At 63.8% G+C, this 16092-nt stretch carries 15 protein-coding genes and 1 tRNA gene; 3 read left to right on the top strand and 13 right to left on the bottom strand.

The window, feature by feature from the left end; genetic code table 11:
* A complete protein-coding gene (gene ftsE, locus M2332_RS08950; RefSeq protein WP_264573793.1) occupies positions 1-738 on the bottom strand; it encodes a cell division ATP-binding protein FtsE in 738 nt (245 codons plus the stop codon).
* A 219-nt stretch (positions 739-957) separates the two neighbouring features.
* On the opposite strand from ftsE, the gene M2332_RS08945 reads away from it, so the two are divergent.
* The gene (locus M2332_RS08945; RefSeq protein ID WP_264573792.1) at positions 958-1773 is read left to right on the top strand and encodes a zinc-ribbon domain-containing protein; all 816 of its coding nucleotides are present in this window, start codon (positions 958-960) and stop codon (positions 1771-1773) included.
* Here M2332_RS08945 and M2332_RS08940 read toward each other — a convergent pair.
* Positions 1748-3127, bottom strand: coding sequence for an MATE family efflux transporter (locus M2332_RS08940; protein WP_264573791.1), 1380 nt, complete (start codon positions 3125-3127; stop codon positions 1748-1750). The two genes, M2332_RS08945 and M2332_RS08940, sit on opposite strands and share 26 nt — an antisense overlap.
* A 419-nt stretch (positions 3128-3546) precedes the next feature.
* Here M2332_RS08940 and M2332_RS08935 point away from each other — a divergent pair.
* Both M2332_RS08935 and M2332_RS08930 read left to right on the top strand, forming a co-directional pair.
* Positions 3547-3633 (top strand) — tRNA-Leu (locus M2332_RS08935).
* Between the two features lie 528 nt (positions 3634-4161).
* Positions 4162-7110 carry a TonB-dependent receptor plug domain-containing protein gene (locus M2332_RS08930; protein WP_264573790.1) on the top strand — a complete coding sequence of 983 codons (2949 nt, stop codon included), beginning with the start codon at positions 4162-4164 and terminating at the stop codon, positions 7108-7110.
* 86 nt (positions 7111-7196) lie between these two features.
* On the opposite strand, the gene pcaF is transcribed toward M2332_RS08930, so the two are convergent.
* The 11 genes from pcaF to M2332_RS08875 all read right to left on the bottom strand — a co-directional run bounded on the left by pcaF (position 7197) and on the right by M2332_RS08875 (position 16088).
* Complete coding sequence (pcaF, locus tag M2332_RS08925; protein ID WP_264573789.1) at positions 7197-8405, bottom strand: 3-oxoadipyl-CoA thiolase; 1209 nt, start codon at positions 8403-8405, stop codon at positions 7197-7199.
* Positions 8402-9079, bottom strand: a complete 678-nt coding sequence (locus tag M2332_RS08920; RefSeq protein WP_264573788.1) for a 3-oxoacid CoA-transferase subunit B — start codon at positions 9077-9079, stop codon at positions 8402-8404. Before M2332_RS08920 ends, pcaF begins: the two co-directional genes overlap by 4 nt.
* Positions 9080-9092: 13 nt before the next feature.
* A complete protein-coding gene (locus M2332_RS08915) occupies positions 9093-9776 on the bottom strand; it encodes a 3-oxoacid CoA-transferase subunit A (RefSeq protein ID WP_264573787.1) in 684 nt (227 codons plus the stop codon).
* 99 nt (positions 9777-9875) lie between these two features.
* The gene (locus M2332_RS08910; protein ID WP_264573786.1) at positions 9876-11174 is read right to left on the bottom strand and encodes an MFS transporter; all 1299 of its coding nucleotides are present in this window, start codon (positions 11172-11174) and stop codon (positions 9876-9878) included.
* 2 nt (positions 11175-11176) lie between these two features.
* The gene (locus M2332_RS08905) at positions 11177-11449 is read right to left on the bottom strand and encodes a hypothetical protein (protein WP_264573785.1); all 273 of its coding nucleotides are present in this window, start codon (positions 11447-11449) and stop codon (positions 11177-11179) included.
* A gap of 131 nt (positions 11450-11580) precedes the next feature.
* Positions 11581-12357 (bottom strand): GntR family transcriptional regulator, encoded by a 777-nt coding sequence (locus tag M2332_RS08900; RefSeq protein ID WP_264573784.1) that lies wholly within the window; start codon positions 12355-12357, stop codon positions 11581-11583.
* A gap of 12 nt (positions 12358-12369) precedes the next feature.
* Positions 12370-13092, bottom strand: coding sequence for an HpcH/HpaI aldolase family protein (locus M2332_RS08895; protein WP_264573783.1), 723 nt, complete (start codon positions 13090-13092; stop codon positions 12370-12372).
* Entirely contained in the window at positions 13089-13925 is an 837-nt protein-coding gene (locus M2332_RS08890; protein ID WP_264573782.1) for a hypothetical protein, read from the bottom strand. Before M2332_RS08890 ends, M2332_RS08895 begins: the two co-directional genes overlap by 4 nt.
* A gap of 11 nt (positions 13926-13936) precedes the next feature.
* A complete protein-coding gene (locus M2332_RS08885) occupies positions 13937-14590 on the bottom strand; it encodes a flavin reductase family protein (RefSeq protein WP_264573781.1) in 654 nt (217 codons plus the stop codon).
* Positions 14591-14592: 2 nt separating this feature from the next.
* Positions 14593-15222, bottom strand: coding sequence for a fumarate hydratase C-terminal domain-containing protein (locus M2332_RS08880; RefSeq protein ID WP_264573780.1), 630 nt, complete (start codon positions 15220-15222; stop codon positions 14593-14595).
* Positions 15222-16088: a fumarate hydratase gene (locus M2332_RS08875; RefSeq protein WP_264573779.1), complete on the bottom strand. Its 867-nt coding sequence runs from the start codon at positions 16086-16088 to the stop codon at positions 15222-15224. Before M2332_RS08875 ends, M2332_RS08880 begins: the two co-directional genes overlap by 1 nt.
* Positions 16089-16092 lie beyond the last annotated feature (4 nt).

Here is a 16092-nt window from a genome sequence, read left to right as displayed (position 1 = left end):
TCAGGCTGGCCCCGGCTGGTGGGGTGCGGGGCGAAAGGGTGAGGAGAGCGCGCTGACGCCATCCTGCCCCTCGATCGGCGCCATGCGTCCGCCCTCCAGCCGCATGGTCCGTGCGCCATACACCTTGCCGAGCAGGGCAGTGTCGTGCGTGGCGACGACGATGGTGGTGCCGAGCTTGTTGAGCGCCTCAAACAGGGTGATGAGCCGGGTCGCCATGTCCCGGTCCACATTGCCAGTCGGCTCGTCGGCCACCAGCAGTTCAGGCCGGCCGATCACGGCGCGCGCGATGGCGACGCGCTGCTGCTCCCCGCCCGAGAGGGTGGCAGGCAAGGCATGGGCACGGTCGGACAGGCCGACCCAGTGCAGCATCTCCTCCACCGGCGGGCGGATCTGGTCTTCGTTCACACCGGCGATGCGCAGTGGCAGCGCGACATTATCGAAGGCCGAGAGGTGCGAGACCAGTCGGAAATCCTGAAACACCACGCCAATGCGGCGGCGGAAGCTCGGCAGACGGGCGCGGGGTAAGGTGACGATGTCGGCATCGAACAGGCGGATCGCGCCACGGCTGGGGCGCTGGGCGAGATAGAGCAGCTTGAGCAGCGAGGTCTTGCCCGCGCCGGACGCGCCGGTGAGGAAATAGAAGGCCCCTTCGTCGAGCGAAAAGCTGAGGTCGGACAGCGTCTCCGGGCCGGGCCCGTACCGCAGCCCGACATTCTCGAACTGGACTATTCTAGCCATCGCCGCGATTGCATGTCCCCATTATTGGCGCGCGGCCACGCCCGCCGATGATCTGCCGCGCCGTGCATGGCACAGGCCCCCATTGCGGGCAAGGTGGCGGATGGTGCGCCGGCCTCGCGCGCGTCCCGCGGGCCCTGTCGTCCGTCGCTGTGGGGATATCCCCGGCCACGTTCAAACGCCCGCTTGCCCTCTGCGGGAAACCGGTGTTTATGGAGCGCGATGATCCTCGTCTGCCCTCAATGCGCCACACGCTATGTTGTGCCCGATAGCGCGATTGGTGCTGCGGGCCGTCAGGTCCGGTGCGCGTCTTGCCGTCACAGCTGGTTTCAGGAGGGCGCGCCGGTGGAGCGCCCCGAGCCGGCGATGGCCGATGCTGCGGCGGACGCCGGCATTGCGCCGAATGAGGCCCCTGCATCCGCACCCGTCGAGAGTGCAGAAGCGCAGGCTCCTGTGGCGCCGGTCGCGGTCGGCACTGAGGAAACCGCCGCCGCAGCGCCCCCGGCTGAACCGCGTCACGACCCAATCGATCCGCCGCCTGCTGCCGCGCCGGCGCAGGAGTTCGTCCATTATCCCGACGAGCCAGCCGAGGCGCCGACGCGTCCGCGACGCAATCCCGCCAGGCTCTGGACGGCTGCGGCGCTCGCCTTCTTCGTCGCGGTGAGCCTTGCCGGCGGTGCGCTCGCCTATTTCGGCCCGCCCAACTGGGCCGTTGCGCTCGGCTTTGGCGGTGCGCCTGCGACCTCCGGCCTCAATTTCTACCTGCCTAAGCCGCCCGAGCGCCGCAACTTGCCGACCGGCGAGGAGTATTTCGCGTTCAGCGCCCGCATCCTCAACGATAGCGACCAGGAACAGACCGTTCCGCCGGTGGTGGTCGAACTGCGCGACGATCAGGGCCGGCTGGTGTTCAGCTGGATGACCAAGGCGGACAAGTCGACGCTCAAGCCCAATGAGGAAGCGCGCGTGTCCGAGAGCCGGCTGGATATCCCCAAGAACGCGCGCAACCTTGAGCTCAGGTTCGCCGATAACGCAGGCTGACCTGCCAGAAGCGCGCTGCCTGCAGCACCATCGCCGCCGCCATGCCGAGCGCCGCGGCGAACGCCAGCCCCGCCGATCCCCAGCCCTGCGCATGGCCGTACCAGCCCATGACGCCCATCACGCCGAAAAAGGCGATGATGCCATTGATGCTGGCCACCACCTGGTCGCCCAGTGATCGCAGCGCGGCGACGAAGATCGCCTGTAGCCCATCGCACAGGATGAACGGTGCCAGAATGAGCAGCATGATGAGCGCTTCCCGCGCCACGGCGGGTTGCGCGGTCAGCCCGGCAACGATCGGCCGGCCGAAGAGCAGATAGGCAAGCACCACCGCACCCATGAACAGGATGGAGAGGCCGCACGCGATCATGGTGCGGCTGCGCGCTTCCCATGGCTCGCCCGCACCCACCGCATTGCCGACCCGCACGCCGGCGGCCGATCCCAGCCCGAGGGCCAAGGCAAAGCCGAGATTGTGCAGCGAGAGCATCACCTGAAAGCCGCCGGCCACAATCTCGCCCATCTGGGTGGAGAGGATCATGAGATAGGAGAAGCCGAGCACTTCCATCGCCGCCCCGATGCCGGGCATCGCGCCGAAGCGGACAATGGCACCGATGCCGCTCAAGGCGCTGCGCCAGGCCGCTAGGTCGAGACGGCGCAATCCGCGCTCGCGCGCGCTTGGCAGCGTCCACGCCATATAGGCCATGGCCAGGCCACCGCCCAGCGAGGTCAGCGATGTCGCCAGCGCGGCGCCGAACGCGCCCATCGCCGGGAAACCCAGATGCCCGAGCGCCATGGCCCAGGTCAGCACGGCATTGACCGGCAGGGTGGCGAGGTTGACGATCAACACGCGGCGCGGCGCGCTCACCCCTTCCAGAAAATACGCACAGCCGATCGAGAGCATCTGCCCGGGCAGGCCCAGCATCATCGCGGCGAGCACATGCGCGCCGGGATCGACCAGCGCGTCGGCGACGCCGGTCAGCGCCAGCAGGGGGCGGGCGAACAGCGCGATGACGATGGCGCTGGGCACGCCGAGCAACAGGCCGGTCAGCACCGCTTCCCGCCAAAGCGCGCCGGTGCGTGCCAGATCCCCGCCGCCATCAGCGCGGCTGGTGAAGACGATTACGCCGGACATGCCTGCCAGCAGCAGCATCAGGATGACGAACATCACCACACGGCCGGCCGCCAATGCTCCAAGTTCGCTCGTGCCGGCATAGCCCACCACCGTGACATCGACGAGGTGCATGATCGTCCAGTTGAGGTTGGTGAGGACGATCGGCCAGGCCAGCCACGCGATGCGGCGGGCCTCGCTCAGCAGGCCGGTGTGGCGGGGCGGCAGGATGGTGTCAGTGTCGGACATGAAGCTGCTTGATCAGGAGAGGAGAGGAAAGAGGGAGGCGGACCGGGAGAGGTTATGCATTCCGCGCACGCATCGGCCATACTGATTCGCGCGGCGCAGGTTGCGGAGTATCGAAGTGACGGAATGCATAGTCAGCACAGCCGCGTGGCATCGGATCGGTCCTTCCGGCGCAGCCATGGTCGGGCTTTTAGCGCCCGCGACACAAGGACTGCAAAAATCGTGATAAAAGCGCGTGCATTGGGCACGTCAGCGCCCTGCTGGATCGCCTGCAGGGGCGCGCAAGTCAAGTGAACAGCCCGATCCCACGCCGCGTTTCACGCTATATCACGATGAAGTGCGAAGGATGGTTGCATGCCCCGAATCCCTTTGCTAAAGGCCGCCGCCTACCCGGGGGCCATCGGCTCCCACCTCCCTGATGTGCGGTCGTGGCGGAACTGGTAGACGCGCAACGTTGAGGTCGTTGTGGGCGAAAGCCCGTGGAAGTTCGAGTCTTCTCGACCGCACCATTCCCAGTCAAAGATGAGCATTTAGGCCTTCTTTGAGGCGGCGGCGGAAATCGCTGCAGTTTCGATGGCAGCGTGTGCGCCATGCCCGATGACGTGGGATTCGCTACTCTCGCCGACGATCACTTCATTGATCAATATGCGCACATGGCTTCATCGAAGCGGTGAATTATTGCCGCAGACGGGCCGCTTTGAGCGCTCGACCATGTGGGACGTCACGAGGTTGCCACGGTGGAGCTGGCACTCCAGGAGAGTGCGGGTTCTGACAAGGCCGCGATAGGTGGCGCTCCCGACGCGGTTACCTGCTTTGATCAGAACGGCTCAGTTGCTTGCCTAAAAAGGCATACTGACCCAATTGCCGATAGTTGGTTTGCCAAGGCCCAATCTCCATCCTAGGATTTACCGGAAAAGTTACCGGTAATGTAATCGGGCGATGGGGAGAGATAGACGGTGCGGCACAACATATCGCGGAATCACTTGATGGCATCTGTTGGGGCGGTCGCCCTGGGATGCATTTGCTCAGCAGCACCTGTGCATGCGCAAGATGGGGAGGGGGCCGGGTCCCCTGAAGCGCGGGCCGCCGCGGAGCAGGAGTCGATCGTCGTCACCGGATCACGCATCCGTACCAGCGGTTTCAACTCCCCTCAGCCGCTTACCGTGATTGGCGCCGAGCAGATCAGGAACCTCGTGCAGACCAATTCGCAGGATGTTCTCAACAGCATCCCTCAGATCACCAGTGCCATTTCGGACACCAACCCGGGCAATGCGTCTGGCGCGGAGGTGGGGTCGGCGACGGCGAACCTCCGTGGCCTGAACCCTTTTTACGGAACCCGCACGCTCACGCTGGTGAACACCCGCCGCTTCGTGCCGACCGGGGACGGCGGGGCCGTTGACCTCAACCTCATTCCCAGCGCCCTGATTGCGCGGGTGGAGACCGTGACGGGTGGCGCCTCGGCCGCCTATGGCTCGGATGCTGTCGCGGGGGTCGTGAATATCATCCTCGACAATAAGATGACGGGCCTGCGCGCGCAGGTTGATTCCGGCCTCACCTTTCGTGGCGACGGGCGCAAGATCCATGGGTCGCTGGCCTATGGCACCTCTTTCGCGGGGGATCGCGGTCACATCATCGTCGGGGTCGAATATCAGGATCAGGACGAGATCGAGAGCTGTTTCAATGCCCGTCGCTGGTGTCAGGCCGGCTGGGATATCTTCGAGAACGCCAATAATATCCTGCCCAATGGCCAACCGTCGGGATACAATGTTCCGGGCTCGCCGGGCTTCGGGCTGCCCAACTATGTTTTGGGCCGGGATTCCGCGCTGGCATTCAACACACCTTATGGCGTCGTGCGCAATCGCGCGCCCGCCCCGCTCGCGGCACGCAACTATCGGTTCACGGCTGATGGCAGGGGAATCGTGCCCTTCGATCAGGGCGAGTTCGTCAACAACAGCACCATCGGCCAGGTCCAAGGCAGCGATGGCATTTCGAACTATGACGATGCCAGCCTTCAGGCCGGGCTGGAGCGCATTGTCGCTTATACGGCCGCCGAATTTGCGCTCAGCGATAGCCTGAAGCTGTCCGGAGAGTTCAACTATGGCAAGCGGATCGCCCGAGCCGCCACGCTGACGGCAGGTCCGCGATCCACCTTCTTCGTAAAAGCCACCAACCCCTATGTTCCGCAGGAGCTTGCCGCTCTGCTGGGCGGTGCCTCATTCAGTTTCGGCAAGGATCTTGACGGTCAAATCCCGTCCTACAGCCGCGCGGAGGTGGAAGTGTACCGGGGCGTGATTGCCCTCTCAGGCGATCTCGGCGGCAGTTGGAAATGGGACGCCTATTACCAATATGGGCACAATGAGCGTAATCAGATGCGCAATCGCTCGCGCGTCAACACGCCCTTCACCTTCGCTCTCGATGCCGTTCGCGCGCCGGCGGGCAATGTGTTGGGGGTCGCTCCTGGCACGATCGTATGCGCAGAGCTGTTGAAACCGAACCCCAACCCCATTGCGGTCGGTTGCTCTCCGGCAAACTTCTTCGGCCTCGACAATCTGACGCAAGCCGCGATCGATTATGTCTATCGGCCGGTGTTCGAAGACTTCGTCTATGATCAGCACGTCCTGGCCGCGAGCATCACCGGCGATCTGTTTGGCGGCATTGGCGCGGGGCCGATCGGCTTTGCGGCGGGCGGCGAGTACCGGACGGAAAGCGGCAATGTCACCCATGGCGACATTCCCAACTACCTTGATTACGCTTTCACCTTCGGCCTCGATTACGGCGGAAGCATCAAGGTTCTTGAAGGCTTTACGGAACTCAACGCGCCTTTGCTGGCCGGGCTGCCAGGAGCCGAGCGGCTCGATCTTAACGGCGCGATCCGGTACACGCGCAACAGCGCCAAGAACCGCATCACCGACGAAGCGAAGTCGACAACCGCCACCAGCTGGAAGCTCAGCGCCATCTATGAACCGCTGCGGGGCGTGCGGTTTCGTGGATCGCGGTCTCGCGATATCCGCGCTGCGGGCTTCCGGGAGCTGTTCCTGCAGCAGGTGCCGACCGACCCTGGCACCTCGCAGGGCACCGTCCGCAATCCCAATGGGCCCGGCGGCAACGCTAATGATGCCACGCCGATCCTGAGCGGCGGCAGCTTCCAGCTGGGCGCTGAGAAGGCGGACACGACGACAGCGGGGATCGTGCTGCAACCTGCCTTCGTCCCGGGCCTGCGCTTTTCGGCGGACTGGTTCGAGATCAAGCTCAAGGATGCGGTCACCACGCTGTCGGGCCAGTCGATTGTCGACCTGTGCGATCAGTTCGACACCTTCTGCGACCGCATAACATTCAATGGCGGCAATCTGGCCGACATCAGCTTCATCGATGCCCGTCAGGTCAATCTGGGCCTGATCACTTATCGCGGCCTTGATTTCGAACTGGAGTACAATCTTCCGCTGTCCGACGTGGCAAGCAATTGGGACGGCGCGCTGACCCTGCGGGTACTTGCGGCGCATCAATATGATCTCAAGGTCCAACCCGACCCCAATGTGCGCGCTCTCGACTATGCCGGCATGACAGGGCCTCTTGTGGGCCGGGCCGACTTCAATCCGGCGCCGGCGTGGCGGTGGAATGCATCGGTCACCTATAATCAGGGTGGCTTCACCAGTGTCCTGCAGCTGCGGCGGATCGGCTCCGGCATTGGCGACGTGACCAAGATCGGTCCTGAGGACGGGGGTTATGATCCTTCTCTTCCCAACAGCATCAGCGTCAATCGTTTCGACGGTGCGACCTATGTGGATCTGGCGATGACCTATCGCATCCCCTTCGGCTCGGGCGATCAGAACTTCGAGATTTTCGGAAAGATCGAAAATCTGTTCGATAAATCTCCGCCGATTGCGGTTGCTACCGGCGGGAGCGGCGGCTCGCCTTACCCCACGAACCCGGTGTTCTTCGACACGCTGGGCGCTCGCTTCCAGACCGGTGTTCGGGTGAGATACTGAGGCTGAGGGAGGGCCGGTCTCCGGCCCTCCCGTTCAAGGCCGGCGCCTAGCGTGGGTTGTTTCGTGTAAGTTCTGCAACCGCCTGTTCAGACGCGCTCCACCGCCAGCGCCAGACCCATGCCCACGCCCACGCAAAGGGTGGCGAGCCCGCGTTTGCCACCGGTCTGTTCCAATTGACGCACCAATGTCAGCGCGAGGCGCGCGCCCGACATGCCGAGCGGATGCCCCAGCGCGATGGCGCCGCCATGCGCATTGACGTGCGCCGCATCGTCCTCCAGCCCGAGCAACCGGAGGACCGCCAGGCTCTGGCTGGCAAAAGCTTCGTTCAGCTCGATCGCGTCGAAGTCACGGATGGTGAGATCGAGGCGCTGCATCAGCTTTTGCGTGGCCGGTACCGGGCCGATTCCCATCAGCCCGGGCTCCACGCCCACCGCGGCCGCGCCGAGGATGCGCGCACGGGGAGTCAGTCCAAAGGTCTTCGCAGCCTGCTCGGTCGCGATGATCATCGCTGCCGCGCCGTCATTGATGCCGGACGCATTGCCGGCGGTGACGGTGCCCTCGGCACCGAACAAGGGCTTCAGCCGCGAGAGCGTTTCAAGGGAGGTCGTGGGGCGCGGGTGTTCGTCGAAGGACATGAGATCCGTCTCTCCACGCACCTTTCCCGGCACCGCGACCGGCAGAATTTCACCGTCGTGGAAGCCGCTGCTTCTGGCCGCGGCGGCACGCTGCTGGCTGCGGAGCGCAAATTCGTCCTGATCCGCGCGGCTGATCTGGTATGCCGATGCGACATTCTCGGCCGTTCGCGGCATCGTCTCCGTGCCATAGGCGGCATCCAGCGCTGGATTGACGAAGCGCCAGCCCATTGTGGTATCCATCAACTGCTGACCGCGGTCGAAAGCGCCTGTGGCCTTGCCCATGACAAGCGGCGCGCGGCTCATGCTCTCCACACCGCCGGCCAGCGCAAGCTGCATCTCGCCCGTGCCGATTGCGCGCGCGGCCGCGCTGACGGCCTCCAGGCCCGAAGCGCACAGGCGGTTGTGGGTTACGCCCGGCACCGTGACAGGTAGCCCGGCAAGCAAGAGGCTCATCCGCGCGACATTGCGATTGTCCTCGCCCGCCTGATTGGCGCATCCGTAGAACACCTCCTCGATCGCGGCTGGGTCGAGTTGCGGATTGCGTTCGAGCAGCGCCTTGATAGGCAGCGCGCCCAGATCGTCCGCCCTTATGCCGGAGAGGCCGCCACCATAGCGTCCGATCGGTGTGCGGATGGCATCGCAGATAAAGGCCTCTCTCATGCCTCTTGCCCCGATCCGCAGAGGCCTTGCGCTCCGGCCGTGAGTTCCAAGGGGACCCCGGTGAGCGCACGGAGGTCATCAAGGCCGAGGCCATCCACCATGTCGATGACGCGGGCGCCTGCCTGCCCGACCTCGAAGGTCGCTAGATCGGTGTAAACGCGGGACACGCAGGCCAGCCCTGTCAGCGGATAGCTGCACTCGGCCACGAGCTTGCTTTTCCCCTGCCGGGTCAGCAGGTCCATCATCACAAAGGTCTGCCGGGCGCCGATTGCGAGATCCATGGCGCCTCCGACAGCCGGGATCGCGCCTTCCTCGCCGGTATGCCAGTTGGCGAGATCGCCGGTCACGGACACCTGATAGGCGCCCATCACGCATATATCGATATGGCCGCCCCTCATCATCGCGAAGCTGTCCGCATGGTGGAAATAGGCGCCGCCGGGCAGCAGGGTGACCGGCTGCTTGCCGGCGTTGATCAGCTCCCAATCCTCCTCGCCCGGCGCTGGCGCAGGCCCCATGGCGAGCAAGCCGTTTTCACTCTGCAGGAAAATGTCGCGATCTGCGGGCAGATAATCCGCGATCTTGGTTGGCAGTCCGATGCCAAGATTGACGTAGGCGCCCTCCGGGATGTCCTGCGCCACGCGCTGGGCAAGCTGATTGCGATCGCGTCGGTTCATGGCAGGCTTCTCCTCATGCGGCGGCCACGCGCCGGCGATCGACCTGCACCACCCGCTGGACAAAGATGCCGGGCGTCACGATCGCTTCAGGATCGAGGGCTCCCAGCGGGACGATTTCGGACAGCTGAGCGATGCATGTTTTGGACGCCATCGCCATAATCGGGCCGAAGTTGCGGGCCGTCTTGCTGTAGACGAGATTGCCCCAGCGGTCGCCGCGATGCGCCCTGATCAGCGCGAAGTCCGCCGAGATAGGATATTCCAGCACATAATCGCGCTCGCCGATGCGGCGGGTTTCCTTGCCCTCTGCGAGTTGCGTGCCAAAGCCGGTGGGCGTGAAGATGGCGCCAAGGCCCGCACCGGCGGCCTGTATCCGCGCCGCGAGATTGCCTTGCGGCACGAGTTCGAGCTCGATCTCTCCGGCCCGATAGCGCGCGTCGAAATGGTGGGAATCGACCTGGCGCGGGAAGGAGCAGATGATCTTCGCGACGCATCCGGCCCGGATCAAAGCTGCGAGGCCGGTTTCGCCATTGCCCGCATTGTTGCTGATGATGGTGAGGTTGCCCGCGCCCCGCGCAATCAGCGCGTCGACGAGGTCGTCCGGCATGCCAGCGGTTCCAAACCCGCCGATCATCACCGAGGCGCCATCAGGAATATCCGCTGTCGCCTCGATCAGGGATGCAAAGGTCTTGTCGATCATGATGTTAAATCCAGGAGGCAAAAACCGAACGGATCATGCGGGGTAGGGCAGGCGGCGAACGCCGATCCGCCCAATGTGTCCAAGTCCCGCCGCGATCTGTTAACCGGATCGGGTTTGCTCCGTCTCAAACCGGGAGGCGACGAAGATCAGAAAGCCGCCAACGGCCGCCGAGCACGCCACGATTCCCATCGAATAGCGCAATGCGTGGACGCCAAGATCGGCGAAGATCGTATCGTTCATCAGGCCGATGCTGGTCGGCCCGATGAGATCGGCCAGGAAATTGCTGGCGAGAAGCGCGAAGGCCAACCCTGTCGCGCGCAGACCGGCCCCGGATACGTCCATGCAGATGGCAACCGTCGAGGCTTGCGACCCCATGATGAGCATTCCGGTGAGCAGATAGGCGGGCATCCACACCCAATAGTCGTCCGCCATCAGATAGGTCATTTCGGCCGGCGCCCCCAGCATCAGCATGATCCCCGGCACCCAGAAGCGCCAGCGATGGTCCCGCCGGGCAAGCCGGTCGGTGACCCATGCGCCGACCAGCGCGCCGATGAGCAAAGCCGGGCCGCGCGAAATTCCCGAAAGCACGCCAATTTCCGTAGGAGACAGTTCCCGAACGCGAACGAGGAAGGCCGGCGCCCAAACGCTGTTGGCCTGCAACGTCACGCCAGCCAGCGCGAACCCGGTAATCACAAGCAGGAAAGCCGGCGAGCGGCGCCACTGAGCCCAGGCCGCTTTCAGGCTGACAGGCGCAATGGCCTTGCCTTGGGCATCCTTCTCGCGCTCCGGCTCGCGCACGGTGAAGATGGCCAAGGGCACGAGGATGATCGCCGGCAAAGCCAGAACGTAGAAAGACGCACGCCAGCCGTAGCGATCCGTGACGTAGCCGAGGCTGCTCATCATCACGAGAACGATGATCGCGCCGAAAATCCGCAGGCTCGCAAGGGCCATCCGGCGGTTTTGCGGCGGCACCAGATCGTTAACCATTGCGCTGGAAGGCGCGTTACCCGATGCCTCGCCGATCCCCAGCAGCATGCGCGTGAACAGCAGCCCCATGAAGCTGGTGACCATCCCCATCAAGCCGATGATGAGGCTGTAAAAGCCGAAACCGATAGCGATGATGTCGCGACGGCTGTAGCGATCGGCCAGACGCGCCAGGGGCACGCCGGCGACGGCATTCAGCAGGAAGAAGCCGATGCCCGCGGCCAGGCTCATCTGGGTATCGGTCGCACCGAGCTCGAGTTTGATCGGCTCCAGATTGAGCGCCAGCAAGCCGCGATCGACCATGTTGAAGCCGCTGAAAATCCCCAGGATCGTCAGCGCCCAGAGCTGCTGACTGGAGAATTTGGTGGCGGCTGGCTTGAGAGCGCCACCGGCAAGGCCCGGCCGAGCATCCATAATCAATCCTTCCGAGCAGCGCCGCGCCGAGACCGGACCTCGGCGGGTTCAAGGGTGCCGTTGCGGTTGGTATCCTGGGCGTCGAAAGCGGCAGCCTTTCGACCGCCAGATGCCCATTCCGCGCGCGAAAGCTGGCCGTTTCCGTCGCTATCCAGCGTCGCGAGGGCGCCCAGCCGGGCTGATGGCGGTAATGGCTTGAGGGTGAAGAGCCCGAAGGCGCCGACGCATGACGATGTCACTGCGCAACCTATGCCGATCAACTGTGGCCAGTTCATTGCATCCCTCCGGCTCGACAGCGCGCCCTCATCAGCGCACGCTCTCCCTCACATAAAACCTATATATCCAGATTAACGGCCTAGTAAAGCGGAGATTGGGAGGAAATGGCCAAGAAAGAGCCGTTTCAAGCCTATTTGGACTTGATGTTGAGGCGAACGACGTCCCCGCGATAGGTGTTCCGGGCAAACAGCACGAGGATGCCGTCCGCATCGACCACATAGCGCTCGATCTGCGCGACAGGGGCGTTGAGCGGGATCTGGAGGGAAACCGACGCGTCGAGATCCGCTACGCCGATGGTCATGATCTGCTCCACATCGGCAATGGCGAGGCCATCGATGTCGGCGACCAGCTTCAACGCCGTTTTGCTTGTAAACGCCGCGCGCGGAATCTTGTTCGCCCAGCGCTCGGAAATGAAGACCTCGGCGATCATATAGGGCTGGTCATCGCGCCAGTGCCGACGGCTCAGCTTGCGATAGGCCCCGTCGGCAACGCCAAACTCGATCGTTCCAGCGATGCCGACCTTGCGCTCCTCGCCGATCAGTTCGATCTGTGCGCCTTCCCGCGCCTGGAGCAGGCCGAGGAAGTTGGTCTCCAACTGGCACCAGATCTGATCGCGCGGTGCGCCGGTGACGAACGTGCCTTTGGCGCGGTATCGGCGGATCAGACCTTCATCGGCCAACATGCCCAGGGCCTGCCGGACCGTCTCCCGCGCCACATCATAGGACAGGGCCAGCTCAACGACGGTCGGTATCTGGCTGCCGACTTCCCACACGCCCGTCTCGATATGGCGGCGGAAGACGGCCGCGAGTTGATGATAGCGCGCGATGCCCCGGCTGCCGAGGTCGGCGGCTCCTGCGGGCCGGCCACCAGGGCCTTTCGGATTGGACCGGGTTGAATGCGTGCTCACAGCCTGTCTCCGTTACAAAGAGTCCGCCATTAGCTGCCGGGCTGCCTTCCGTAAAAGGCTTTGATCGCTCCCCATGATATACCAGTTGGCACCCATGTCCGAGAAGTAACGGCGCTCCGCCTCGCTAGAGACGACGACGCCCTTGATCTTTTCGCTGTCTGCCACGGCCTGAAAAATCGAGGTCACGATCGCTTCGACAGCAGGGGAGGAGGCGTCGCTTTCGCCCAAGGCGACGGCGAGGTCCGCCCGGCCGATCACAATTCCGTCCACGCCCTCAAGCTCCAGAATCGCTTTCGCCTCATGTGCCGCGTCCGGATGTTCGATTTGCACCAGAACAAGGACATCGTCCGCGGCATCGATGACGTCACGCATCGAGCCCGAGCCGTAATTTGCGTGGCGCGGCGCGCTCGAATAGCCTCTTTTGCCGCCCTTATAGCGGGCGCTCGCGACCACGGCGCGTGCCATCTCCACCGACGCGACATGGGGAACCATGATCCCGGCGGCCCCAAGATCCAGAGCGCTGCAGATCGAGCTGCTCTGGGCGTCGGCAACCCGCACCAATAAGGGCAACTGCGCCGCGCGTCCTGCCAGCATCATGAGATCGAGCATGCCCCGGTCGAAAGGGCCATGCTCCGCATCGATCACCGCGAAGTCCGGCTTCTCCAGTGCCAGGATTTCGACAATCTGGGGCGCCGGAGTCTTGATGAACAGCCCGCGAGGCGCTTCCCGGCTCATGCCGCCGGCTCCGCATGGGCCTGATATTCGTGCGCGTTGAACACCCAGCCCTTCGCAATGAAGTCGGCGCGAGGGGGCGCGAACACGTCGACCAGCACATGCTTGCCATCCCCCACGCCTTCCGTGGTGTGGATGATCTCGGGCGGAATGACGACCACGCTGGCGGGGCCGGCATGCAGATGCTGATCCTCCTGCCAGAGCCGCGCATCGCGGCCCCAGGGGGTCCGCAGATGGTGGGTGAACTGGCCTTCGATGGCCAGGCTTGCCTGCTCCAGATCGGCATGGGCATGGGGGCTTAGCGCGCTATTGTCCCGCAGCCCGTCATATTCGACCCAGTTGATGCTCATGGTTTCGCTTTGAAGGAAACGCAGCCTGCCATTGTCGGGCGGAATGGTCACATCCTCGATCCGGTGAATGCGGACATCCCCCACATGCGCGATGCGCTCATAAGCCTTGCCCACGGGACGCACCCGCGCGTCATGCGATGCATAGGCATCGGCATTGAGCGGTGTCGCCATGTCGGCCTGCTCACGATGGGTCGCGAGAAGATAGAAGGCCCCCGGCCGGTCCAACGCGAAGGCATAGGCGCCGGCCGGGATGATGACCACGCTATGGCCGGGAAGCGCCATGGCCCGATCTCCGCTCAGCGTTCCCCCGGCATGCGGAAGAAGCAGGATGATCTCCCGCTCCGAAGCGAAGCGATGCGATGCGGCGGGGCCGCTCTCGACCCGCTCGATGGAGAAATTCTGCGCTCTGGCAGCGGTGCGGCCAAGCTCATCGGCAGGAGCGGGCATCAGGTCCACGAGCATGGGCGTTCGCACTGGCTTGTTCATGTGTTCGGCCCTCAATAGGTTGCTTCATTGGCGCGCTTGAATTTGCGCGTCAGTTCGAAGCTCTCCTGCGTCACCGCATATTCGGCGCCGCCCAGTCGCGACACCGGACGGGCGGCGAGCGTGTCGAAATGCCCGTCTTCGTGCAGATAGCCGGGCGCAATATGCATCCCCACCACCTCGCCGAACGTGACATTCGTCTCCGGTCCCAGATCGCCGCCGCCGAACGAGATCACCTTGATGACCCGGCATTCCAGGCTGCAGGGCGAGGCGGCAACGCGGGGCGCGGCGACGACCCGGCAGGGCGCTTTTTCGATCCCGAAATGCTCGAATTCGTCGACGCCGTAAGGCACCGGCGAGGAGGTATCGTTCATCGCTTCGAGCTGACTGGCAGCAACGAGATTGAAGACGAATTCGCCGGTTTTCCTAACGTTCGCCAACGTGTCCTTGGCCGGCCGATCCTCCGGCGTGTTGCAGGAGAACATGAGGATGGGCGGCAGGTTCGAGACGATATTGAAATAGGAGAAGGGCGCCAGATTGGACTTGCCGTGCTCGTCGACCGTGCTCAGCCAGCCGATGGGCCTGGGGGCCACGATGGCATTGAAGATACCGCGTTTGAACGACGCGCTGTCCTTCGGATCGAAAAAGAGGGGCTGAACATTGGCCATGATTATTCCGATCTTTCGGCTGCTACGCGACGCTGTTTGAGCGTCTGCATGATTGCGGGCAGGCGACTGCGCGCCTGATCTTCAAGAGACTGGTAGATGGAGCGGCCCCGGGCATCGATGCCGACGGTGAGAGGGCCGAGATTTTCGACCCTCATCTTGCTCAGCCTGAAATGCGATGGAAAATCGTGCCATTCGACGGCGAGAACCGCTTTGATCGCTTCGGACAGGATCGGGCTCCCGCCGCCAAGCAGCGACAGGTAGACGCAGCCTGTCTCCGCCATGACCTGGGCGACATCGGCGCCCAGGCCGCCCTTGCCGCCAACGATGCGCAGGTCCAGATCCCGGATAAGCTGCGGCATATAGGCGTCGAAGCGGCGGCTGGTCGTGGGATTGACGTACTGCACATCATAACCGCCGTCGGGCCGCGCCTCGATCATGTGCGGGAGATGGATGAAAACACCTTCAAACGTCAGCGGCAGCGGCAAGTCGCGATCGAGACAGTCGATCATCCGCTTGTGGGCCGGCAGGCCGCCGGTGACGGCGATATCGCCGCTCAAAAAGACCAGATCGCCAACATTGAGCGCGGCCACCGCTTCCCGGGAAGGCGGGCATGTGATCGAGACGACGGCCATCAAAGCAGTCGTTCCACGCGGCCATCGCTATGGAGCCGCGCCTTCGCCCGCCGGTTGATCCAACAATTGAAGCAGACCGCGACCGGCGTGTAGCCATGACCGAAAGCATAATCGATGTGGACGGCAAGCGCCGTGGTGCTGCCGCCAACCCCCATCGGGCCGAAACCCGTTGCATTGGCCGCCTCGGTCAGCCGCTCTTCCATGGCCGCGAGCGTTGGATTGGGGTTGAGAGAGCCGATCTCACGATAGGTCGCGCGATTGGCGAGTTTGGCCGTCAGGTCGAAATTACCGCCAATTCCCACGCCAACAACGACAGGGGGGCAATGCTGAGACCCCGCTTCGATGATGGCATCCAGCACGCAGGCTTCGATGTCTTCCAGCGAAGGCGAGATCAACGTGCGCAAGGATGCCCAACGTCCGGACCCGAGCGCCTTGGGCACGCAGGTGATGTCGATATAATCGGCATTGCCGAGCAGATCGACGGTAATGGCCGGCATGTCCTTGCCCGGGCCGCCGCGCTCGTTCGTCAGGGGATTATTGACGTGCTTGAGAAGGGGCGGTGAGATGGTCTCGACAAGATGATCGAAGCCGCGGGTAATGGCGGCCTTAAGGTCGCCCTGCCACTGTGCCGCCCCGCCGATTTCCACGAAATAGGTCGGCACACCACTGTCCGAGCAGACGAATGTGTCTCTCGCCTCTGCGAGACGCGCACTTCGCACCATGAGATCGAGCGTTGCCCTGGCGCTCTCCTGCGCTTCATCTTCCCGTGCAGTTTCCAGCGCCTGGATCGTGTCCGGCGGAACCCTCCGCAAAGCGGCTGAGTAGAGGGATTCCGATATCTCCTGGACCAGATCCTCGGTAATCATGACA

It is taken from the genome of Sphingobium sp. B11D3A (assembly GCF_025961695.1).
Classification (GTDB): domain Bacteria; phylum Pseudomonadota; class Alphaproteobacteria; order Sphingomonadales; family Sphingomonadaceae; genus Sphingobium.
The sequence above is the reverse complement of the archived record's forward strand: the minus strand, read 5'-3'. Positions and strand labels throughout refer to the sequence as shown.